Here is a 20,952-nt window from a genome sequence, read left to right as displayed (position 1 = left end):
CCGCCCCTTCCGTCTTACTGCCGGCTCAGGACAGCTTGGCCTGGATCGAGCTCATCACCGCGGTGTCCGCCAGCGTGGTCGTGTCGCCGACCTCGCGGCCCTCGGCCACATCCCGCAGCAGGCGCCGCATGATCTTGCCGGACCGGGTCTTCGGCAGCTCCGACACGATGAAGATGTCCCGCGGGCGCGCGATGGCGCCGATCTGCTGCGCGACATGCTTGCGCAGTTCGGCCGCCACATCCAGCGCCTCGGCCTGCTCCAGCTGGTTCTGCTTGATGATCACGAAGGCGACGACGGCCTGACCGGTCGTCTCGTCGGCGGCGCCCACCACTGCGGCCTCGGCCGTGAATGGATGCGCGACGAGCGCCGACTCGATCTCCGCCGTCGACAGGCGGTGGCCGGAGACGTTCATCACGTCGTCGACACGGCCCATCAGCCAGATCTCGCCGTCGGAGTCGTACCGGGCGCCGTCGCCGGCGAAGTACTTGTCGCCGAACTTCGACCAGTACGTCTCCTTGAAGCGCTCCGGGTCGCCCCAGATGCCGCGCAGCATGCTCGGCCACGGCTCGGTCACCACGAGGAGACCGCCCTGGTCCTTGCCGACCGGAGTCCCGGCCTCGTCGAGGATGTCGATCGAGATGCCCGGCAGCGGCACCTGGGCGCTTCCCGGCTTCAGCGTGGTGACACCCGGCAGGGCCGACACCATGATCGCTCCGGTCTCGGTCTGCCACCAGGTGTCCACGATCGGGGTCCGGTCGCCGCCGATGACGTCGCGGTACCACATCCACGCCTCGGGGTTGATGGGCTCGCCCACCGAGCCGAGCACCCGCAGGCTCGACAGGTCGAACTGCTGGGGGTGCTGGCGGCCGAGCTTCATGAAGGAGCGGATGGCGGTCGGCGCCGTGTAGAAGATCGAGACCTTGTACTTCTCGATCAGCTCCCACCAGCGACCGGGATGCGGCGTCTCCGGGGTGCCCTCGTACAGCACCTGGGTCGCACCGTTGGCGAGCGGCCCGTAGACGACGTAGGTGTGGCCGGTGATCCAGCCCACGTCGGCGCTGCACCAGTAGACGTCCGACTCCGGGTGGAGGTCGAAGACGTTCTTGTGGGTGAACGCCGCCTGCGTGAGGTAGCCGCCGGTGGTGTGCAGGATGCCCTTCGGCTTGCCCGTGGTCCCCGAGGTGTAGAGGATGAACAGCGGCTGCTCCGCGGGGAAGGCCTTCGCGACGTGGTCCGCGTCGACCAGGGCGAGCTCGTCGTGCCACCACAGGTCGCGGCCCTCGGTCCAGGCCACCTCGTTCTCGCCGCGCTTGACCACCAGGACGTGCTCCACGGTGGTGGCCTCGCCGCTGAGGGCGGCGTCCACCGCGTCCTTCAGCGGGAACACCCGGCCCTTGCGCCAGCCGCCGTCGGCGGTGATCACGAGCTTCGCCTCGGCGTCGTCGATGCGCGAGCGCAGGCTCTCCGCGCTGAAGCCGCCGAAGACCACCGAGTGGACGGCGCCGATGCGCGCGACGGCGAGCATCGCGATCACCGCCTCCGGGATCATCGGCAGGTAGATCGCGACGCGGTCGCCCGCGTGGATGCCGAGGCTGGTCAGCAGGTTGGCCGCTTTCTTGACCTCTGCGGTCAGCTCGGCATAGGTGATGGTCCGGGTGTCGCCGGGCTCGCCCTCCCAGTGGATCGCGACACGGTCGCCGTTGCCGGCGAGGACGTGACGGTCGAGGCAGTTGTACGCCACGTTGAGCTCGCCGTCGTCGAACCACTTCGCGAAAGGCGGGTCGCTCCAGTCCAGGGTGCGCGTGAACGGCGTGTGCCAGTGGAGCAGCTCGCGGGACTGGTCGGCCCAGAAGCCGAGGCGGTCCTCGGCCGCGCGCTCGTACAGTTCGGCTTGGGCGACGGCGTTCGCGGCGAACTCGTCGCTCGGCGGGAACCGGCGGGCTTCGTGGAGCAGGTTGTCGATTGTGTTGCTCATGGGGAGTCTTTTCGCTCCTTTGCGATGCGGTCGATACGAGTCGTGGCGCGACAATCCCTGACTCTACAACCTGTCGGAACGGCTGCCCCCGGAGACTTGCGTTTGCATTGATTCTGCGTAAACTGGACCCCGGCCGAATGAAAATTCGTGCGTGCGGCGCAATCGATTCCCCCCAATCCTGCGCCGCAGTGGCCGCACCTGTTCCCCCCAATAGGTGCGGCCCCCCTTTTTTAACCGGTGGCTCGACGCCGTCCACAGGATCGTCCGTCCGGCTGCTGTCCACAGCTTCCGGTCTGCGCCCGACGCCGGTCGCAGACATCCGTAGCGTCGGGGCATGGTCGACCACCCCACTGCGTCTCTCGCTGAGCCGGGCCACTGGCAGACGTTCGGGCCCTTGGCCCCCTACCTGCTGCGGCCGGGCGTGACAGACGTCTTCCTGACCGGCACGGGCGAGCTCTGGACCGACGACGCGCGAGACGGGCTGCGCCTCGAGGCGGGCTGGCGGGCCGACCGGAGGGCTGCGCGAGAGCTCGCCGTGCGCCTGATCGCCGCGGGAGGCCGGCATCTGGACGAAGCGACCCCGTTCGTCGACGTGCGGCTGCGCGGCGGCGTCCGGGTCCACGCCGTGCTGCCGCCCGTGTCCACCGGGGGAGCGCTGCTGTCCATCCGCGTGCCGTCCCCGGCCCCGCCGAGTCTCGCCGAGCTCGTCGCCTCCGGCGCGATGGCGGAAGAGGCACGCCGCGTGCTGCTGGACGCGGTCGCCGCCCGCACCAACCTCCTCATCACCGGGGCCGCCGGCACGGGCAAGACGACCCTGCTCGCCGCGCTGCTGGGCCACGCACCCCCGGGGGAGCGCATCGTCGTGATCGAAGACGTCGCGGAGCTCCGCATCCACCACCCGCACGTGGTCGGTCTCGAGACGAGACAACCCAACCTGGAGGGTGCAGGCGGCGTCGATCTGCGCCGCCTCGTGCGCGAGGCCCTCCGGATGCGCCCGGACCGCCTGGTGCTCGGCGAGTGCCGCGGCGGCGAGGTGCAGGATCTGCTCGGTGCACTGAACACCGGTCACGACGGCGGAGCCGGGACGCTGCACGCGAACTCGCTGCACGACGTGCCGGCACGGCTGGAGGCGCTCAGCGCCCTGGCGGGCATGAGCGAGCACGCGCTCGCGCGTCAGGCCGTCAGTGCGATCGGCCTGGTGGTCCATCTCGTCCGCGAGGGCGGGAGCCGCCGTCTCGCCGGCTTCGGGCGGCTGCGGCTCGACGCGGCCGGCCGGCTCGCGGTGGTGGGCGCGTGAGGCGGGTTGTTCCGGGTCGGTGGGGCGCGCGCACGCCCGGGCCGCCGGGAGCCGAAGCGGACCGGGTGGCAGCGCTGGCCGAGTCGCTCGCGGTGATGCTCGACGCGGGGCTGACGCCACGAGCGGCCTGGAATGCGGCGGCCGACCATGGCGTGCATCCCGTCGCCGTCGCAGTGCGGGCGGCCCTCGAGCGGAAGACCGAGTCGTGCAGCACCGCGCTCGCGCGGGCGGCGACGACGGACGACCTGCGGAGCATTGCCGCGGTGTGGAGTGTCGCCGAGGTGGCCGGCGCGCCGCTCGGGCATGCGCTTCGGACGATCGCCGAGACGCTGAGAGACGCGGCGGAGGCGGACCGCGACGCCGGGGTCGCCCTCAGCGGACCCCGCGCGACCGCGCGTCTGGTGTCGTGGCTCCCGGCCGGGGGTGTCCTCATGGCCGCCGCGCTGGGGGCGGACCTGGCGGGCACCGCGGCGTCGCCCGCCGGCGCGGTCGCTCTCGTCGGCGGCGCGCTGCTCATGGTGGCGGGCCGCTGGTGGATGCGCTCGCTCGTCCGCCGCGCGACCGCGCGGCGACCGCAGCCGGGTCTCGCGGAGGAGCTGATCGCGATCGCGCTGCAGGGAGGGCTGTCGGCGGAGGCCGCAATCCGCCTTGCGGGCGACGCCGCGGGCGGCTGCGGGCTCGCGCCTCCGGACGACGGTGGTGCCCGGGCCACGGTGCAGCTCGCGGGTGCCGCCGGTGTCCCAGCGGTGGAGCTGCTGACGGCCTCCGCCCGTCAGCGGCGCCGGAGCGCGCGGTCGGAGGCCCGATCGGCCGCCGCTGCGCTCGGGGTCCGGCTGATGGTCCCGCTGGGGCTGTGCGTGCTTCCGAGCTTCGTCCTCCTCGCGGTGGCTCCGCTCCTGCTCTCCCTCTTGTCGTCCACAGCCGAGGGGTGGACGTGAGTTCCCCACAGATCCCGACGGCGACGACTGCGGCGGGTCGGCCGCCGGAAGCATGGAACCAGCTCACCCGACACGGAGGAGGAACCGATGGAGCGAATACAGAGAAGAAGAGCCCTCTGCGCGCGGCTGAGGGAGGATCGTGGCGCCGCGACGGCCGAGTACGCGATCACGATCCTGGCGGCGGTCGGCTTCGCCGGACTGCTCGTCGCGCTGCTCAAAGGCGACGAGGTGAAGGCCATTCTGAGCGACCTGGTGCATCGTGCGCTCGCCGGCGGCTGACCTGCGATCCGAGCGGGGCAGCGTGACGGCGGAGTTCGCGATCGCGATGCCCGTCGTGTTGACCTGCGTCGCGCTGTGCGTCGCGGTCGTGATCGGCGCCGCCGCGCAGGCCGGCCTCGTGGCCTCGGCCGCCGCTGCCGCCCGGCTGGTGGCGCGCGGCGACGATCCCGGCGCGGCCGGGTTGCCGGCGGGAACGGCCGTGTCGGTCGAACCGCAGGGGAGCGCCACGTGCGTCAGACTGACCGCGTCGGAGGGTGCGCTCAGCGCCATCGGCGTCCGGATCAGCGCGCGGGCGTGCGCCCTCGACGAACGCAGCGACGAATGACCAGGGCACGACGGACGAGGAGAGGGCCCGGGGACCTTCTGCGACGGCTGGTCCGGTCCGAGGCCGGCGCGGGGTCCGTGCTCGCACTGGCGTCCGTCGGGGTCGTCGTGGCGGTCGCGGCGGGGGCGATCACGGCGGTGGGAGCGTTCGCGGCGCGATCCCGCGCTGCCGCGGCGGCCGATCTGGCAGCCCTCGCCGCGGCCGATGCGGCGAGCGGGCGCTCGCCCGGCATCCCGTGCGATCTCGCCGAGGCTGTAGCCCGGGCCAACGGCGCCGCGCTGTCCTCGTGCGCCCACGAGGGTGCGGTGGTCACCGTGTCCGTCACCGTGCCGTATCTCGCGCTGTCGGCGTCCGGGACCGCGCGCGCAGGACCGCCGGGCGGTCGCGGCGAGGCCGCAGCCGCCGGTCGCGCACCCGCGACAGGCGGGGTCAGTCGAAGACCGTCTCCACGTAGCGGTACGCCACCGCGGTGGGAAGGCGTCCCCGACCGTCGTCGGAGGCGAACTCGACCTCCGAGCCCGCGGCGCGCACATAGAGATAGTGCTTCGAGCCCGCGACGGCCGAGATCTCGAGGCGGGGACGGGCGTCTCCGGAGTCGAGGAAGTCGGTCGAGACGGTCTTGCCCTCGAGCGGGCCGTCGATCAATTTGGCGGTGTACGTCGTCGTCGTTGCCATACCGTCATTGTCCTCCCGGCGCCGTGCCACGCATAGGGTCCGGTGGCAGGGCGCGATCTGCGCCCACGGCGAACGAGACGGACACGATTAGGCAGACGAACGGCGAAGGTGTGTATGGTTTGCCTGTCGGCCGCACGGACCGCGCGGGTCGTGGACCATCGCAGCAGGGGGAGCGCCGTGTTCGTCCCAACGGGCGAGACCGTCAGCTGTGGACGACACAGTGTGTGCATATTAAGAGGAGTCACGTGCCTGACACGAAGAAGCTCGTCATCGTCGAGTCACCCAACAAGGTGAAGTCGATCGCGCAGTACCTGGGCGACGGCTACGAGGTCATGGCCTCGGTCGGGCACATCCGCGACCTCATCGAGCCGAAGAACCTCCCGCCGGAGCTTAAGAAGGGCTCCCTCGGCAAGTTCTCCGTCGACGTCGAGAACGAGTTCGAGCCCTACTACGTGGTGTCCGACCAGAAGAAGAAGACGGTCGCCGACCTCAAGCGCGCACTGAAGAACGCCGACGAACTCCTGCTCGCAACGGATGAGGACCGCGAGGGCGAGGCCATCGCCTGGCACCTCGTCGAGGTGCTGAAGCCGAAGATCCCGGTCAAGCGGATGGTCTTCCACGAGATCACCCGTGAGGCCATCGAGAAGGCCCGCGACAACACCCGCGAGATCGACACCGCGCTCGTCGACGCCCAGGAGACCCGGCGGATCCTCGACCGCCTCTACGGCTACGAGGTCTCGCCGGTCCTCTGGCGGAAGGTTGGCCCGGGCCTCTCCGCCGGACGTGTGCAGTCGGCCGCGACGCGTCTGGTGGTCGACCGCGAGCGCGAGCGGCTCGCCTTCGTCCCGGCGTCGTACTGGGGGCTCACTGCCCAGCTCGCCCCGGAGGACGCCAGCGCCTTCGAGGCGCGGCTCGCGCGCATCGACGGCGACCGCGTCGCCACCGGCCGCGACTTCGACGACCACGGCCGCCTCACCTCCGGCGCACGCACGCTCGACGAGGCGACGGCGACCGCCCTCGCCGCGGCGGTCCGGCAGCCGAGCACGGCGGTCGCCGTGTCCAAGCTCGACTCCAAGCCCTACTCCCGCCGTCCGGCGGCGCCGTTCACCACCTCCACGCTTCAGCAGGAGGCCGCCCGCAAGCTGCGCTTCTCCGCGCGCCAGACGATGAGCGTCGCCCAGTCGCTCTACGAGAACGGCTACATCACCTATATGCGAACCGACTCCTCGTCGCTCTCGCAGCAGGCGACCAACGCCGCCCGGGCGCAGGCGGCGAAGCTGTACGGCCCGGAGACCGTCCCCGAGAAGCCGCGAACCTACGCCTCCAAGAGCAAGAACGCGCAGGAGGCGCACGAGGCGATCCGCCCGTCGGGCGAGACCTTCCGCACCCCGGCCGAGCTCGAGCGTTCGCTCCGCGGACCGGAGTTCCGCCTGTACGACCTCATCTGGAAGCGCACCGTCGCCTCGCAGATGGCGGACGCGAAGGGCCAGACGGCCTCCGTGACCGTGTCGGCGCGCGTCACGGAGGGGCCGCTCGACGGCACCGTCGCCGAGTTCACGGCCAGCGGCACCGTCATCACCTTCCGCGGCTTCCTGAACGCCTACGAGGAGGGGAAGGACGAGGAGCGCAACGCCTCCGACGCCGCCGAGGCGAAGCTCCCGCCGCTCAAGGAAGGGCAAGCGCTCGAGGTGCGCGACATCGCGGCAGACGGCCACGAGACCACGCCGCCGCCCCGATACACCGAGGCGAGCCTCGTCAAGACGCTGGAAGAGCTCGGGATCGGGCGTCCCTCGACGTTCGCGAGCATCATCTCCACGATCATCGACCGCGGCTACGTCACGCAGCGCGGCCAGGCTCTGGTGCCGAGCTGGGTGGCGTTCTCCGTCGTCCGGCTGCTGGAGGACTACTTCGCCGATCTGGTGCAGTACGACTTCACCGCCGAGATGGAGGACGACCTGGACCGCATCGCCGACGGCGAGGCGGAGCGCGTCGACTGGCTGAACAGCTTCTACTTCGGGAGCGACAAGCACAAGGGTCTGCGCCGGGTCATCGACAACCTCGGCGAGATCGACGCCCGCAGCATCAACTCCATCACGATCGACGAGGGGATCACCCTCCGGATCGGCAAGTACGGGCCCTACCTCGAGGTCGCCGACACCGACGCCGGTCCGGATGCGCCGCCGCGGCGCGTCAACATCCCGCCGGACCTCGCCCCCGACGAGCTCACGCCCGCCAAGGCGCGCGAGCTGATCGATGCGCCGGTGCAGACGGACCGCGTGCTGGGCACCAACCCCGGCAACGGCAAGGTCGTGCTGGCGAAGGACGGCCGTTTCGGGCCGTACGTGACCGAGGCCGACCCCGAGGAGGAGCCGACGGTCGACTCCGCCACCGGCGAGGTGGTCGAGCCGAAGAAGACCAAGAAGACCGCCGCGGCGAAGCCACGCACCGCGTCACTGTTCAAGTCGATGGATCTCGCGACGATCGACCTCGAGACGGCTCTCAAGCTGCTCGACCTTCCCCGCGTCGTCGGCGCCGACCCCGAGAGCGGCGACGAGATCCAGGCGCAGAACGGGCGCTACGGGCCCTACCTGAAGAAGGGCACGGACACCCGCTCGCTGCCGAGCGAGGACGACATCTTCGACATCGACCTGGCCGGAGCCCTGGAGCTGTTCGCCCAGCCCAAGTACGGCAACCGCCGAGCCTCCAGCGCCCTCAAGGAGTTCGACGCCGACCCGGTCAGCGGCAAGCCGATCCGGATCAAGGACGGCCGCTTCGGCGCCTACGTCACCGATGGCGAGACCAACGCGACCATCCCTCGCGGCGAGACCGTCGACGAGGTCGACTTCGACCGGGCCGTCCAGCTGCTCGCCGACAAGCGGGCGAAGGGTCCGGCCAAGAAGCCGGCGCGACGAACGACCACGGCGAAGGCGACCACGGCGAAGACGACCACCGCGAAGAAGGCGACGGCCAAGACGGCGACGGCGAAGAAGACCACGACGAAGGCCGCCGCGAAGAAGTCGGCCGAGTGACCGCCGGTCTCTTCATCACGCTGGAGGGCGGCGACGGCGTCGGCAAGTCGACGCAGGCCGCGCTCCTCGAGGAATGGCTGGCTGCCCAGGGCCGGACCGTCGTCCGCACCCGGGAGCCCGGCGGCACGGAGTTCGGGGTGGAGGTGCGCGAGATCGTCCTGCATCACCGCGGCGACATCGCGCCGCGCGCCGAGGCGCTCCTCTACGCGGCCGACCGCGCACACCACGTCGCTACGCTCGTGCGACCGGCCCTGGAGCGCGGCGACATCGTGCTGCAGGACCGCTACATCGACTCGTCCGTCGCCTACCAGGGCGCCGGGCGCGTGCTCGACGCGCAGCAGATCCGCGACCTGTCGCTCTGGGCCGCAGAGGGCCTCCTGCCCGACCTCACCATCCTGCTCGACCTCGACGAGGACGCCGCCCGCGCGCGCCTCGACACCGCGCGCACCCGCTACGACCGGCTGGAGGCGGAGCGATCCGACTTCCACGCCCGTGTCCGCGAGGCCTACCTCGGGCTGGCCGCGGCCGAGCCGGAGCGTTTCCTGGTCGTCGATGCGGCGCGGCCGGTCGACGACATCGCGGCCGAGATCCGCGAGCGCCTCAGCGGCCGGGTCTGACGACTCCGGCCACGCCGCGCACGCCCTCCTCAGCCGTCCGTGGGTGTCCGCGGTGGCGGCTAGCCTGGAAGGCATGACGGTGTGGGACGAGCTCACGGGCCAGGACGAGGCGATCGAGGTCGTCCGTGCCGCCGCGGAGGGGTCTGGCGCCGCGTCCGGCGGGCCCGCCAACCGCGGGATGACGCACTCCTGGCTCATCACCGGGCCGCCCGGCTCCGGCCGCTCGAACCTCGCCTATGCGTTCGCGACCGCGCTGCTGAGCCCCGGCACGCCGGAGGGAGACCTCGCGGCGCGCCGCCAGGTGGAGGCGCGCACGCACCCCGACCTCGCCGTGCTCAGCACCGAACGCGTCATCATCTCCATCGACGAGGTGCGGTCGCTGGTCGCCAGCTCGCAGTTCTCTCCGTCCGTCGGCCGCTACCGGGTGATGGTCATCGAGGACGCCGACCGCATGACTGAGCGCACCTCCAACGTCCTGCTGAAGGCGCTGGAGGAGCCGCCGGAGCGCACGGTCTGGATCCTGTGCGCGCCGAGCGAGGCCGACCTGCTCCCGACCATCCGCTCGCGGGTCCGCACCGTCCGCCTGCGCGTGCCGGGCGTCGGCGACGTGGCGGAGCTCATCCAGCGCCGCGACGGTGTGGACGCCGAGGCCGCCGAGCGCGCCGCCCGGCACGCCCAGAGCCACATCGGGATGGCGCACCGCCTCGCCACCAATGAGGAGGCACGGCGGCGCCGCGAGCAGACGCTGCAGCTCGCCCTCGGCATCCGCTCCGTCTCCGACGCCGTGCTCGCCGCCGCGACGCTGCTCGAGATCGCGGGCGCCGACGCGAAGGCCATCACCGAGGAGCGCGACGCGGAGGAGCGCGAGCACGCCCTCCGCTCTCTCGGCATCGAGCCGGGCGGCACCATCCCTCCCGCCCTGCGCGGCCAGCTCCGGCAGCTCGAAGAGGACCAGAAGCGGCGCGCCACGCGCAGCCTGCGCGACGGCATCGACCGCATCCTGGTCGATCTGCTCTCGCTCTACCGCGACGTCATGATGCTCCAGCTGGGCACCGGCAGCGAGCTGGTCAACCGCGAGCTCCGCACCGAGCTGGACGCTCTCAGCACCCACACGACTCCGGCCGCTACGCTCGCCGCGATGGACGCGGTGGCGACCGCGCGGGAGCGCATCGACGGCAACGTCGCCCCGGCCCTCGCCCTCGAGGCCATGCTGACCACGATCCTGCGCGGCACGACCGCACGAAAGGGGAGCGACCTGTGACCACCCGACCCGGCCCCTCGGCGCCCCGCCGGCGCAGAGCGTCGACCGCCGTCGTGGCGCTCGCCGCCGTGCTCGTGCTGACCCTGAGCGGGTGCGTCACGTGGTTCCTCCCGGCCAAGACGTCTGCCACGTCCACTCCGTCTCCCGAGAAGGTGGCGGCCGCATTGCAGCCGTATTACGGCCAGGTCCTGAAGTGGACCGGCTGCGGCAGCGGGATGCAGTGCACGACCGCGAAGGCGCCGCTCGACTGGAACAACCCGGCGAAGGGCGAGATCGAGCTGGCACTGATCCGGCAGCCCGCGAAGGGCACCAAGCAGGGCTCGCTGCTCACCAACCCCGGCGGCCCTGGCGCATCCGGGTACGACTTCGTGAAGGACTCGGTCGACTTCGTCGCCGACAAGACGCTCCAGGACCACTTCGACATCGTCGGCTTCGACCCTCGCGGCGTCGGCCGGTCCACCGCGGTGAAGTGCTACGACGCCAAGCAGATGGACGACTACCTCTACGGCATCACGCCCGGCCAGCGGGGCTCCGACGAGTGGATCGCGGCCAACACCAAGGTCGCGAAGGACTTCGGCGACGCCTGCAAGAAGAACACCGGCGCGCCGCTCCCTCGGGTCGACACGGTGTCCGCCGCCCGCGACCTCGACCTGCTCCGGGCGACCCTGGGCGACAAGAAGCTGAACTACCTCGGCTACTCCTACGGCACCTACCTCGGCGCGGTCTACGCGGGGCTCTACCCGGGCAAGACCGGCCGGCTGGTGCTCGACGGCGCCCTGGATCCGGCCGCCACCAACTTCGACGTCACCGAGGTGCAGGCCAAAGGCTTCGAGAGCGCACTCCGTGCCTACCTCGCCGACTGCCTGACCCGGAAGGACTGCCCCTTCACCGGCACGGTGGACGACGCGATGACCACCGTCGGGCAGCTGCTCGCAGCGGTGGAGAAGAGTCCCATCCAGAACTCCGACGGCCGTGAGCTCGGCGCGAACACGCTCGTGACGGCCATCATCACGCCGCTGTACGACGCCACAGCGTGGTCGTATCTCGACAAGCTGTTCGAGTCGGTGATGAAGGGGAGCGCGTCCGTGGCCTTCACGCTCGCCGACACCTACAACAACCGCGATTCCGACGGCACCTACTCCGACAACTCCACCGAGGCGTTCGTGGCGATCAACTGCCTCGACTACACGTACGACGCCGACCCCGCGGTGATGCGGCAGCAGGCGGCGGAGCTCGCCAAGGCCGCACCCGTCATCGGCCCCTACATGGCGTACGGCGACATCGGCTGCGCCAACTGGCCGTACAAGGCGACCGGCGACCGCGGCCCCATCTCGGCCGACGGCTCCGCCCCCATCCTCGTCGTCGGCACCACGAACGACCCGGCCACCCCGTACGTGTGGGCGAAGAACCTCGCCTCCGAGCTGCAGAACGGCCACCTGCTGACCTACAAGGGCGAGGGGCACACGGCGTACAACAAGTCGAACTCCTGCGTGAACGACACGGTGGACTCCTACCTCGTCTCCGGGACGGTGCCCGAGAAGGGCAAGACCTGCTGAGCGACGAGTGGTGACAGAGTGAGTGGTGCAACTTTGCAGCGAGTGAAATAATCGTGGATGTGTCTGCCGCCCCCGATGCCCTGGTGAGCGAGCCGGGCCTCCGCGAACGCAAGCGCATCGCGACCCGCCGCGCCATCCAGCTCGCCGCCGTCGAGCTGGCGAGCGAACGCGGCTTCGACCGCGTCACGATCGACGAGATCAGTCACGTCGCCAACGTCTCGCCGCGTACGTTCTTCAACTACTTCCCGTCGAAGGAGTCGGCCATCATCGGCGAGCTGCCGGAGCTGCCCGACCAGGAGACCATCGAACAGTTCGTGGCCGCCGGTCCGGAGCGGCCGATCCTGGACGGGATCAGCACCCTGCTCATCGCGGCGATCGACCTCGGCGACACGGCAGAGCCCGACGGCGACGACCGGGCGTCCGGACCGGAGAGCGTCCACCGCCTCCATGAACTGCGCCGCGCCCTGCTGAAGGACAACCCGGAGCTGTTCGCCCTGCGCATGGCCAGCATGCACAAGTTCGAGGACGCCCTGAGCGGCGTCGTGCAGCGCCGCCTCGCCCACGACGACCCCGAGCTCGCCGCAGACCAGGAGGCGCTGCACCAGCGGGCGCGGCTGGTCACCTATGTGGCGTTCGCGGGCATGCGTCACGCCTGGTCGTGCTGGGCCGACCACGGCGGCGTCGAGCCGCTCTCCGACCGCCTGCGCAGCTCGTTCGAGCAGCTCTCCGCCCTCGGAACGCAGGTGCGCTGACCGCAGCCCGCCCTGGTCGGCAGCACCCCGCCGGATCGGGTAAGCTATCTGACTGTGCGTCGGGCGTCAGCCCGGCCCACGCCGCCCTAGCTCAGTCGGCAGAGCATCTCACTCGTAATGAGAAGGTCAAGGGTTCGATTCCCTTGGGCGGCTCCACCCCCTCCTCTCTCGCCGGAATCCCCGATTCTGCTGCGCCGCCGCGTCTCGCGGAGTACGCTGTGCGCAAATTGAGAATTAATCAGGTCTTCCGGGGGCTGTGATGGATGCAACGAAGGGGTCCCGCCGGACGCGCGCGCTCGGCCTGCTCACCGCGGCGCTGAGTGCGCTGCTGCTGATCGGAGGGGGCGTCGGGCTGGGCGTCCCCGCCTCCGCCGACACGATGCCGCCGGACCCGAACAATCCGGCGACGCCGCCGACGGTCGGGGCGACGGCGCTGCCGACCACCCAGATCGACGGCGTGGCCTGGGCGCAGGTGGTCGTCGGCGACACCGTGTACGTCGCCGGCAAGTTCGCCACCGCCCGGCCGGCAGGTTCGCCGGCCGGGTCGAACACGACCCCGCGCAGCAACCTGCTCGCCTACAACGTCACCACCGGAGCGCTGACGTCGTTCAACGTGCCGCTGAACGCCCAGGGGCTCGCGATCGCGGCGAGCCCGGACGGCTCCCGCATCTACGTGGGCGGCGACTTCACCTCGGCGGGCGGCGCGTCGTACTACCGCATCGTCGCCATCAGCACCGCGACGGGCCAACCGATCGCGTCGTTCCGCCCGGTCATGGAGAGCCAGGTGCGCGCCCTCGCGGTCACGAACACGGCGGTCTACGCGGGTGGGACGTTCTCCAGCGTCAACGGCGTCAGGCGCGGTTACCTCGCCAAGATCGACCCGACGAACGGCGCGCTGATCGGCTCCTGGGGAGCCTCCGCCGACTACGTCGTCGATGCGCTCGCCGTCAGCCCGGACGGGGCGCGCGTGTACGCCGGCGGCCGCTTCAAGAACGTGAACGGCGAGGCGCACTACGGGCTCGCGATGCTGACCGGGTCAACCGGGAGCACGCTCCCGTTCCCGGCGAACAACGTCGTCCGCGACGCGGGAACGCAGGCGGGGATCACGTCGCTCGCGGCGACCTCCGACCGCATCTACGGCTCGGGGTACGTCTACGGTTCCGGCGGCAACCTGGAAGGCAGCTTCTCCGCCGACGCCGTCACGGGCGCCCTGATCTGGCTGGAGGACTGCCACGGCGACACCTACACGGTCGCGCCGATCGGCAACGCGCTCTACGTCGCCGGTCATCCCCACATGTGCCGCAACGTCGGCGGGTTCCCCGAGACGAATCCGCGCACGTTCCACCACACGATCGCGTTCTCGAAGGCGAGGACGGGCACCCTGACCAACGACGGCAACCGGTCGTACGCGAACTTCAGCGGTCAGCCCGCGCCGACGCTGCAGACCTGGTTCCCGAACTACACGGTCGGCACGTACACCGGGCAGTACCAGGCGGTGTGGAGTCTGGCAGGCGACAGCCGGTACCTGGTCGCAGGCGGGGAGTTCCCGACCGTCAACGGCACCGCGCAGTACGGACTGACCCGGTATGCGTTCGACTCGGTGGTGCGCAGCACGACGGGCCCGAACAACAACACCGCGCTGACGCCGAACGCCACGTCGCCCTCCGCGGGCCAGGCCAGAATCAGCTGGACCGCGACGTACGACCAGGACAACGCCGCCCTCACCTACGCGCTCTCCCGCGACGGCGATACGGCCCATCCGGTCTACCAGGTGACGCGCTCGACGAACTTCTGGAGCCTCCCCGGGATGTCGTACACCGACAGCGGGCTGGCCGGCGGCAGCGCGCACACCTACACGCTGACGGTGACCGACCCGGACGGCAACCGCATCGCCCGGACGGGCAACCGGGTCGTGATCGCCGGCGGCGGGGCGAATCAGCCGCCGACGGCGTCCTTCACGGTCGGGATCAACGGTCTCGCCGTCTCGGTGGACGGCCGCGCCTCCAGCGACCCGGACGGGACGATCTCGTCGTACGCGTGGTCGTTCGGCGACGGCGGCACCGCGAGCGGCTCGACAGCCGGGCACACCTATGCCGCGGCAGGCACCTACACGATCACCTTGACGGTGAAAGACAACGCGGGAGCGACGGCGTCGACGACCCGTCAGGCGACCGTGGCGGCGAACACCGGGACGACGATCGCCCGGGACGGGTTCGAGCGCACGGTGACCGGAGGCTGGGGCGCGGCGGACACCGGAGGCGCGTGGACCGGGGCGGGCACCACATCCTCGTACTCCGTCTCGTCGGGCGCCGGCCGCATCAACGACCCGGCCGGATCCACGAAGACCCAGACCCTCGGCGGCGTCTCGTCGAGCCGGACGGATTCCACGGTGTCGTTCACGACCGACCTCGCGCCGACCGGGGGCGGTGCCTTCGTGTCGGCGATCGGCCGCCAGGTCGGGTCGGCGGCGTACGAGGGGCGGGTCTGGCTGAGCGCGAGCGGTGCCGTCCAGATCCAGCTCCTCGCGAACGGGACGGCCCTCCGGACCTCGACGGTCAGCGGGCTCTCCTACTCGCCGGGACAGCAGCTGAGCGTCCGGATCCAGGCGGTCGGCTCCTCGCCGACGGTCCTGAGTGCGAAGGTGTGGGCGGCGGCGCAGGCCGAGCCGGCCTCCTGGCAGGTCACGGCCACCGACTCCACGGCCGGGTTGCAGGCCGCGGGAAGCGTCGGTCTGCGCGCGTACCTCTCGGCCACCGCGACGGCGACGCCGGTGACCGTGTCCTTCGACAACTACCGGGTGACCGCCGTGCCGTGAGCCGGCCGCCCCCCTGGTCGGATCTGAGCCGCGGTGGTTGGCTGCGGGCATGGCGGATGAGCTGAAGCACGGCGACCGGGTCGAGTGGTCCTCCCACGGGGTGGACGTGCCAGGCGAGGTCGAGAAGAAGATCACCGAGGACACGGAGGCGGCCGGCAGGACCGTCCGCGCCTCCAAGGACGACCCCCAGTACCTGGTGAAGAGCGACAAGAGCGGCAAGGAGGCCGTGCACAAGCCGGAGGCGCTCAGCAAGGACAAGGGCTGACCGGAGTTCCGACGTTCAGGAAGCCCGGGTAACATACCCGGATGCACGAATCGGATCAGCCCGACACCGGCGCGCCCGCGCGCCCGCCGCGGCGACCGCTCGCCGGCATCATGACCGCGGTGCGCTCGCACCCCAAGACCTGGATGGCCGCCGGAGCGGCCGTGGCCTTCCTCCTGCTCGCCTCCGGCAGCGTCGCGCTCGGCGCGACCGTCGGAGCGCCCGCTGCCGCCGCAGGCCCCGCGTCTCCGACCGCGACGGCGACCCGCACGGCCACCCCGACCCCGACACCGACGGTCGACCCCGGACGCCCCGTGCCCGCCAACCAGGGCGCGGCGACGCGTGTCCGCACCTGCTCCGTCGCCGGCCTCGCCGCCGACGGCCGGCTCGGCACGCTCGAAGCGCAGGTCGTGAACGCGAAGACCGGCCAGGTGCTGTTCGACCGCAACGGCGGGAAGCCGGCACCCACCGCGTCCGTCCTGAAGACGCTGACCTCCGCCGCGGCGCTCGCCACCCTCGGCCCCGATTACCGCGTCTCGACCACCGTCGTCGCGGGGAGCACCCCCGGTCAGGTCGTGATCGTGGGCGGCGGTGACGTGACGCTCTCGCGCCTGCCCGACGGCCAGGCGTCGTTCTACACCGGGGCGCCCAAGATCCAGGACCTCGCGAACCAGGTGAAGCAGGCCATGGGCGGCCAGCCGATCACCTCCATCGTCGTGGACACGTCCCTCTTCGGTGCGCCGGTCTGGCAGCCGAGCTGGGACGAGCGCGAGGAGCGCGTCGTTGAAGGCTCGACGTCGTACATGACCTCGCTCATGGTCGACGGCGACCGCGACGACCCCACCGCGGTCGAGTCCCCGCGGAGCACCGATCCCGTCTCGCGGGCCGTGCAGTACTTCCAGCAGTACCTCGGCACGAACGTCGGCGTCAGCCAGGGCGCCGCGCCGGCGGGGGCGCGGCAGCTCGGAGTGGTGCAGTCGCAGCCGGTGACCACGCTGATCGACCAGGCGATGCGCGTCTCCGACAACACGATCATGGAGGAGCTGGCCCGGCTCGTCGCCATCAAGAACGGTGCGGGCAACACCTTCGACGCCCTGAATGCGGGCGTGCTCGCCGGCCTGAAGGGCTACGGGATCGACACCTCCGGCATCCACATCGCCGACGGCTCCGGCCTGAGCAATGACAACGCGGTGCCGCCGTCGTACCTGACGCAGCTGTTCATCAAGGTGATGAACCGGCAGAACGGTCTCGGCGTGGTCTACGACGGTCTGCCCGTCGCGGGCAAGTCCGGCACGCTCGGCCCGGGTTACAACCGGTTCACCGGCGCCAGTTCCGCCGCCCGGGGCGCGGTGTTCGCGAAGACCGGGTGGATCGACCACGGCTACACGCTCTCCGGCATCGTGAACGCGGCAGACGGGACCCCACTCACCTTCGCGGTGTTCGCGCTCGGCAACGTCGGCGACAACGCCAAGCAGGCCATCGACACCCTCGTCACCGGCTTCTACAAGTGCGGCGACAACCTCACCAACGGCTGACCTGAGGAGGCGGCACATGGGCAGGGCGCTCTTCATCGTGGATGTGCAGAACGACTTCACGGAGGGCGGTGCGCTCGGTGTCACGGGCGGCGCCGCGGTGGCGGAGGGCGTGACGGCCTGGCTGCGCGACCACGCGGACGACTACGACCTGATCGTGGCCAGCCGCGACTGGCACGACGGCCACAACGACAACGGCGGCCACTTCGCCACCGATGCCGAGCCTGACTTCGTCGAGAGCTGGCCGGCGCACTGCGTGGCCGGAACGCCGGGGGCCGACTACCACCCGGCGCTCGACACGACGCGGGTGACGCATCACGTCCACAAGGGCCAGGGGGTTCCGGCGTACTCGCTGTTCGAGGGGCGGACGGAGGCGGGGGAGACCGTGCACGAGCTGCTCGACGAGCGGGGCATCCACGAGGTCGACGTCGTGGGCATCGCGACCGACTACTGCGTGCGGGCCTCGGCGCTGGACGCGGTGGGGCGCGGACAGCACGTGCGCGTGCTGACCGGGCTGGTCGCAGGTGTCGATCCGGCCTCGTCGGAGGCCGCGTTGGCCGAGCTCGCGCACGCCGGTGCGGAGCTCGTGGACTGAGCGCGGCATCCGCGCTACCCTGATTGCTAGCCCATCTAGTAATCAGGAGGCGTAGTGTCTAACGGACAGGCGAACGAGCCGGGAACGATCAGGCAGCCGGCACGCTGGCTGCGCATCGTGGTCCCCACCGCCCTCGTGCTGATCTGGCTCACTCTGGCCGGCCTCGGCGGCCCGACGTTCGGCAAGCTCTCGGGCGTCTCCAGCAACGACCAAGCCTCCTTCCTGCCCGCCAGCGCGGAGTCGACCGAGGTGCAGGACTGGCAGAAGCGGTTCACCGACTCCGGCGCCATCCCCGCGATCGTCGTGGTGCAGGCGGACGGGACGATCCAGAAGAGCGAGCTCGCCACCACCTACGCCGAGCTGGGGCGGAAGCTCGGCGAGGTCGACGGTGTGCAGGCGCCGCCGGAGGGCCAGTCGACCAGTGTCGCCGGCCCCATCCCCTCGGCGGACGGGAAGGCGGTGCAGTACATCGTCCCCGTCGAGCAGTCGGACGAGCTGAAGACGGTCGTCGCCGACCTGCGTTCGGTCGCCGACCAGGGCGTGCCCGAGGGCGCCAAGGCGTGGGTCACCGGTCCCGCGGGTCTCACCGCCGACCTCGTCGCCGCCTTCGGGGGCATCGACGGCATCCTGCTCCTCGTCGCCGTCGCGGCCGTGTTCGTCATCCTGCTGCTGGTGTACCGCGCGCTGCTGCTGCCGTTCCTGGTGCTGTTCACGTCGATCTTCGCGCTGTGCGCCGCGATCCTCGTGGTCTACCTGTTCGCGCTGTGGGGCTGGATCAAGCTCTCCGGGCAGAGCCAGGGCATCCTCTCGATCCTCGTGATCGGCGCCGCCACGGACTACTCGCTGCTGCTGGTCGCCCGTTACCGGGAGGCGCTGGAGCGCGACGAGTCCCGCTGGGTCGCCATCCTCAAGGCCTGGAAGGCCGCGTTCGAGCCGATCGTCGCCTCGGGCGCCACGGTCATCCTGGCGCTGCTCTGCCTGCTGTTCTCCGACCTCAACTCGAACAAGAGCCTCGGGCCGATCGCAGCCATCGGCATCGTGTTCTCCCTGTTCGCGGCCCTCACCCTCCTACCCGCACTGCTCGCGATCTTCGGGCGCGCGTCGTTCTGGCCGTTCCGGCCCGTCGTCGGCGGTCGCCGGCACGCGCATCAGGAGGGGGCGACCCTCACCGGACTGGAGGGCGTCAGCGGCTTGTGGCGGCGCGTCGGCGGCCTGATCGCCCGACGCCCGCGGGTCACGTGGATCGTGTCGTTCGTGCTGCTCGCGGCGTGCGCGCTCGGCCTCACGCAGCTGAAGGCGAACGGCGTCCAGCAGACCGACGTCGTGCTCTCCCAGTCCGACGCGGTCGACGGCCAGGCCGTCGTGGCGAAGCACTTCGACGCGGGCTCCGGGTCGCCTGTGCTCATCGTCGCGCCGAAATCCGACGGCGACGCGGTGCTGGCGGCGACGGAGAAGACGGACGGCATCGCCTCCGCCGCGTTCTACACCGGCGGCGGCAGGCCGCAGCCGGGTGTGCAGCAGGAGCCCGTGGTGAAGGACGGGCACGTGCTGATCCAGGCCACGCTCGCCTCGGAGCCCGACTCGGCCGAGGCCGAGGCCGTCGTGAAGAAGCTGCGCACGTCGCTCTCGGACGACGGCTCCGTGCTGGTCGGCGGCGTCACGGCGATCGCGCTCGACACCAACGAGACGGCGCAGAGCGACCTGCAGAAGATCATCCCGATCGTGCTCGGGGTCATCCTGCTCATCCTGATGCTGCTCCTCCGCTCGATCGTCGCGCCGGTGCTGCTGATCGGCAGCGTGGTGCTCTCGTACGCGGCCGCGCTCGGCGTCTCGGCCCTCGTCTTCGACCACGTCTTCGGGTTCCCCGGCGCGGATGCTGCGGTGCCGCTCTTCGGCTTCGTGTTCCTGGTCGCGCTCGGGGTGGACTACAACATCTTCCTGATGACGCGGGTGCGCGAGGAGTCGCTGCACCTCGGCACGCGGCCCGGCATCCTGCGCGGGCTCGGACTGACCGGCAGCGTCATCACCTCAGCCGGGGTCGTGCTGGCGGCGACCTTCGCGGCGCTCGCCGTCATCCCGATCCTGTTCCTGGTGCAGATCGCGTTCATCGTGGCGTTCGGCGTGCTCCTCGACACGGTCGTGGTGCGGTCGCTGCTCGTGCCCGCGGTGTCGTACGACATCGGCCGGGCGATCTGGTGGCCGTCGAAGCTGTGGCGCAAGAAGGAGCACGAGGCGCGGGCGGAGCTGTCGTCCTGACCCGCACGGAGTTGCCCGCCTGTCGCGCGTGAACGAGAGTGGGGGGATGGCGCACCTGCACGTCGACCGGCACCCCGGAGACGACCCCGTCCTCCTCGTCCACGGCTTCGCGTCGACGGGAGCACTCACCTGGGAGGCGACGGGATGGGTCGCAGCGCTCGCCGAGGCCGGGCGCGGCGCGATCGTCCCCGACCTGCGCGGGCACGGCCGGAGCGACGCACCGCACGACGCGAGCGCCTACTCGCCCGACCTGCTCGCCCAGGACCTGGTGGCGGTGCTCGACGAGCAGGGCGTCGACCGCGTCGACGTGATCGGGTACTCCATGGGCAGCTGGGTCTCGCTCGCCCTCGTCGGCTTGGCGCCGCAGCGGGTCCGGCGCCTCGTCGTCGGCGGGATCGGCACGGTGGAGCAGTTCGGCCGGTGGGGCGTCGAGCCCGTGCAGGCGGCCCTCCGCGGCGAGCCGGCCGCGCTCGACGCGGATAGTCCGGTCGCTCCGCTGCTGGCGTCGCTCCGTCAGGCGCCCGGGGTGGACCGGGAGGCGCTCGCCGCCTGCGCGGCCGGGATGGCGGCGCACCCGCTTCCCCTGGCCAGCACGGTGCCGACGCTGCTGGTCGCGGGCGACGCCGACCCGGTCGCTCAGGATGCGGCGGAGGCCGCCCGGCTGCTCGGCGCACGGCTGGTGGAGCTGCCCAAGCGCAACCATGTCACGGCGCTCAGCGCCCGCGGCTTCAAGGCGGCCGCACTGCCGTTCCTCACGGACGACGACCCTGCCTAGTCCGGGCCTCGCG

At 71.2% G+C, this 20,952-nt stretch carries 17 protein-coding genes, 1 tRNA gene and 1 pseudogene; 17 read left to right on the top strand and 2 right to left on the bottom strand.

What is annotated here, in order from left to right:
* Positions 1–25: 25 nt before the first annotated feature.
* Positions 26–1,975, bottom strand: coding sequence for an acetate--CoA ligase (gene acs / locus HNO83_RS00780; RefSeq protein ID WP_175335597.1), 1,950 nt, complete (start codon positions 1,973–1,975; stop codon positions 26–28).
* Between the two features lie 334 nt (positions 1,976–2,309).
* On the opposite strand from acs, the gene HNO83_RS00775 reads away from it, so the two are divergent.
* The 5 genes and pseudogenes from HNO83_RS00775 to HNO83_RS20850 form a co-directional block, all read left to right on the top strand.
* Positions 2,310–3,272 (top strand): TadA family conjugal transfer-associated ATPase, encoded by a 963-nt coding sequence (locus tag HNO83_RS00775; protein WP_175335596.1) that lies wholly within the window; start codon positions 2,310–2,312, stop codon positions 3,270–3,272.
* A gap of 65 nt (positions 3,273–3,337) precedes the next feature.
* On the top strand, positions 3,338–4,210 hold the full coding sequence (locus tag HNO83_RS00770) for a type II secretion system F family protein (RefSeq protein ID WP_349627039.1): 873 nt from the start codon (positions 3,338–3,340) through the stop codon (positions 4,208–4,210).
* Positions 4,211–4,297: 87 nt separating this feature from the next.
* Entirely contained in the window at positions 4,298–4,489 is a 192-nt protein-coding gene (locus HNO83_RS00765) for a DUF4244 domain-containing protein (protein ID WP_175335595.1), read from the top strand.
* 22 nt (positions 4,490–4,511) lie between these two features.
* Positions 4,512–4,814, top strand: a complete 303-nt coding sequence (locus tag HNO83_RS00760; protein WP_349627038.1) for a hypothetical protein — start codon at positions 4,512–4,514, stop codon at positions 4,812–4,814.
* Positions 4,811–5,176: pseudogene (locus HNO83_RS20850) on the top strand (Rv3654c family TadE-like protein); the annotation flags it as partial. The gene HNO83_RS00760 and the pseudogene HNO83_RS20850, both read left to right, overlap by 4 nt.
* 67 nt (positions 5,177–5,243) lie before the next feature.
* Here the strand turns inward: HNO83_RS20850 and HNO83_RS00750 are convergent.
* On the bottom strand, positions 5,244–5,489 hold the full coding sequence (locus tag HNO83_RS00750) for a hypothetical protein (RefSeq protein WP_175335973.1): 246 nt from the start codon (positions 5,487–5,489) through the stop codon (positions 5,244–5,246).
* 245 nt (positions 5,490–5,734) lie between these two features.
* Here HNO83_RS00750 and topA point away from each other — a divergent pair, with 245 nt between their 5' ends.
* The 12 genes from topA to HNO83_RS00690 all read left to right on the top strand — a co-directional run bounded on the left by topA (position 5,735) and on the right by HNO83_RS00690 (position 20,939).
* Complete coding sequence (topA, locus tag HNO83_RS00745) at positions 5,735–8,518, top strand: type I DNA topoisomerase (protein WP_175335972.1); 2,784 nt, start codon at positions 5,735–5,737, stop codon at positions 8,516–8,518.
* Positions 8,515–9,135, top strand: a complete 621-nt coding sequence (gene tmk, locus HNO83_RS00740) for a dTMP kinase (protein ID WP_175335593.1) — start codon at positions 8,515–8,517, stop codon at positions 9,133–9,135. The genes topA and tmk overlap by 4 nt, the downstream gene beginning before the upstream one ends.
* A gap of 73 nt (positions 9,136–9,208) precedes the next feature.
* A complete protein-coding gene (locus tag HNO83_RS00735; protein ID WP_175335592.1) occupies positions 9,209–10,396 on the top strand; it encodes a DNA polymerase III subunit delta' in 1,188 nt (395 codons plus the stop codon).
* A complete protein-coding gene (locus HNO83_RS00730; RefSeq protein WP_175335591.1) occupies positions 10,393–11,952 on the top strand; it encodes an alpha/beta hydrolase in 1,560 nt (519 codons plus the stop codon). The genes HNO83_RS00735 and HNO83_RS00730 overlap by 4 nt, the downstream gene beginning before the upstream one ends.
* Positions 11,953–12,011: 59 nt before the next feature.
* The gene (locus tag HNO83_RS00725) at positions 12,012–12,704 is read left to right on the top strand and encodes a TetR family transcriptional regulator (RefSeq protein WP_175335590.1); all 693 of its coding nucleotides are present in this window, start codon (positions 12,012–12,014) and stop codon (positions 12,702–12,704) included.
* 80 nt (positions 12,705–12,784) lie between these two features.
* A tRNA-Thr gene (locus tag HNO83_RS00720) sits at positions 12,785–12,860 on the top strand.
* 103 nt (positions 12,861–12,963) lie between these two features.
* Entirely contained in the window at positions 12,964–15,519 is a 2,556-nt protein-coding gene (locus HNO83_RS00715; RefSeq protein ID WP_175335589.1) for a PKD domain-containing protein, read from the top strand.
* A gap of 49 nt (positions 15,520–15,568) precedes the next feature.
* Positions 15,569–15,784: a hypervirulence associated TUDOR domain-containing protein gene (locus HNO83_RS00710; RefSeq protein ID WP_175335588.1), complete on the top strand. Its 216-nt coding sequence runs from the start codon at positions 15,569–15,571 to the stop codon at positions 15,782–15,784.
* A gap of 41 nt (positions 15,785–15,825) precedes the next feature.
* The gene (locus HNO83_RS00705; RefSeq protein ID WP_249776398.1) at positions 15,826–17,316 is read left to right on the top strand and encodes a D-alanyl-D-alanine carboxypeptidase/D-alanyl-D-alanine-endopeptidase; all 1,491 of its coding nucleotides are present in this window, start codon (positions 15,826–15,828) and stop codon (positions 17,314–17,316) included.
* Between the two features lie 16 nt (positions 17,317–17,332).
* Positions 17,333–17,908 (top strand): isochorismatase family protein, encoded by a 576-nt coding sequence (locus HNO83_RS00700; protein WP_175335587.1) that lies wholly within the window; start codon positions 17,333–17,335, stop codon positions 17,906–17,908.
* Between the two features lie 54 nt (positions 17,909–17,962).
* The gene (locus tag HNO83_RS00695) at positions 17,963–20,164 is read left to right on the top strand and encodes an MMPL family transporter (protein ID WP_175335586.1); all 2,202 of its coding nucleotides are present in this window, start codon (positions 17,963–17,965) and stop codon (positions 20,162–20,164) included.
* A gap of 46 nt (positions 20,165–20,210) precedes the next feature.
* Positions 20,211–20,939, top strand: a complete 729-nt coding sequence (locus HNO83_RS00690; RefSeq protein ID WP_175335585.1) for an alpha/beta fold hydrolase — start codon at positions 20,211–20,213, stop codon at positions 20,937–20,939.
* Positions 20,940–20,952 lie beyond the last annotated feature (13 nt).

Source organism: Leifsonia sp. C5G2, assembly GCF_013359685.1.
Taxonomy (GTDB): Bacteria; Actinomycetota; Actinomycetes; order Actinomycetales; family Microbacteriaceae; genus Leifsonia.
Note: the sequence above shows the minus strand (reverse complement) of the source record. Positions and strands in the feature narration are given on the sequence as shown.

What these genes read in the sequence shown, in the direction of transcription:
- acs (WP_175335597.1), bottom strand. Translation starts at nt 1,975, where the DNA reads ATGAGCAACACAATCGACAACCTGCTCCACGAAGCCCGCCGGTTCCCG.
- HNO83_RS00775 (WP_175335596.1), top strand. Translation starts at nt 2,310, where the DNA reads ATGGTCGACCACCCCACTGCGTCTCTCGCTGAGCCGGGCCACTGGCAG.
- HNO83_RS00765 (WP_175335595.1), top strand. Translation starts at nt 4,298, where the DNA reads ATGGAGCGAATACAGAGAAGAAGAGCCCTCTGCGCGCGGCTGAGGGAG.
- HNO83_RS00750 (WP_175335973.1), bottom strand. Translation starts at nt 5,489, where the DNA reads ATGGCAACGACGACGACGTACACCGCCAAATTGATCGACGGCCCGCTC.
- HNO83_RS00735 (WP_175335592.1), top strand. Translation starts at nt 9,209, where the DNA reads ATGACGGTGTGGGACGAGCTCACGGGCCAGGACGAGGCGATCGAGGTC.
- HNO83_RS00715 (WP_175335589.1), top strand. Translation starts at nt 12,964, where the DNA reads ATGGATGCAACGAAGGGGTCCCGCCGGACGCGCGCGCTCGGCCTGCTC.
- HNO83_RS00710 (WP_175335588.1), top strand. Translation starts at nt 15,569, where the DNA reads ATGGCGGATGAGCTGAAGCACGGCGACCGGGTCGAGTGGTCCTCCCAC.
- HNO83_RS00705 (WP_249776398.1), top strand. Translation starts at nt 15,826, where the DNA reads ATGCACGAATCGGATCAGCCCGACACCGGCGCGCCCGCGCGCCCGCCG.
- HNO83_RS00700 (WP_175335587.1), top strand. Translation starts at nt 17,333, where the DNA reads ATGGGCAGGGCGCTCTTCATCGTGGATGTGCAGAACGACTTCACGGAG.
- HNO83_RS00690 (WP_175335585.1), top strand. Translation starts at nt 20,211, where the DNA reads ATGGCGCACCTGCACGTCGACCGGCACCCCGGAGACGACCCCGTCCTC.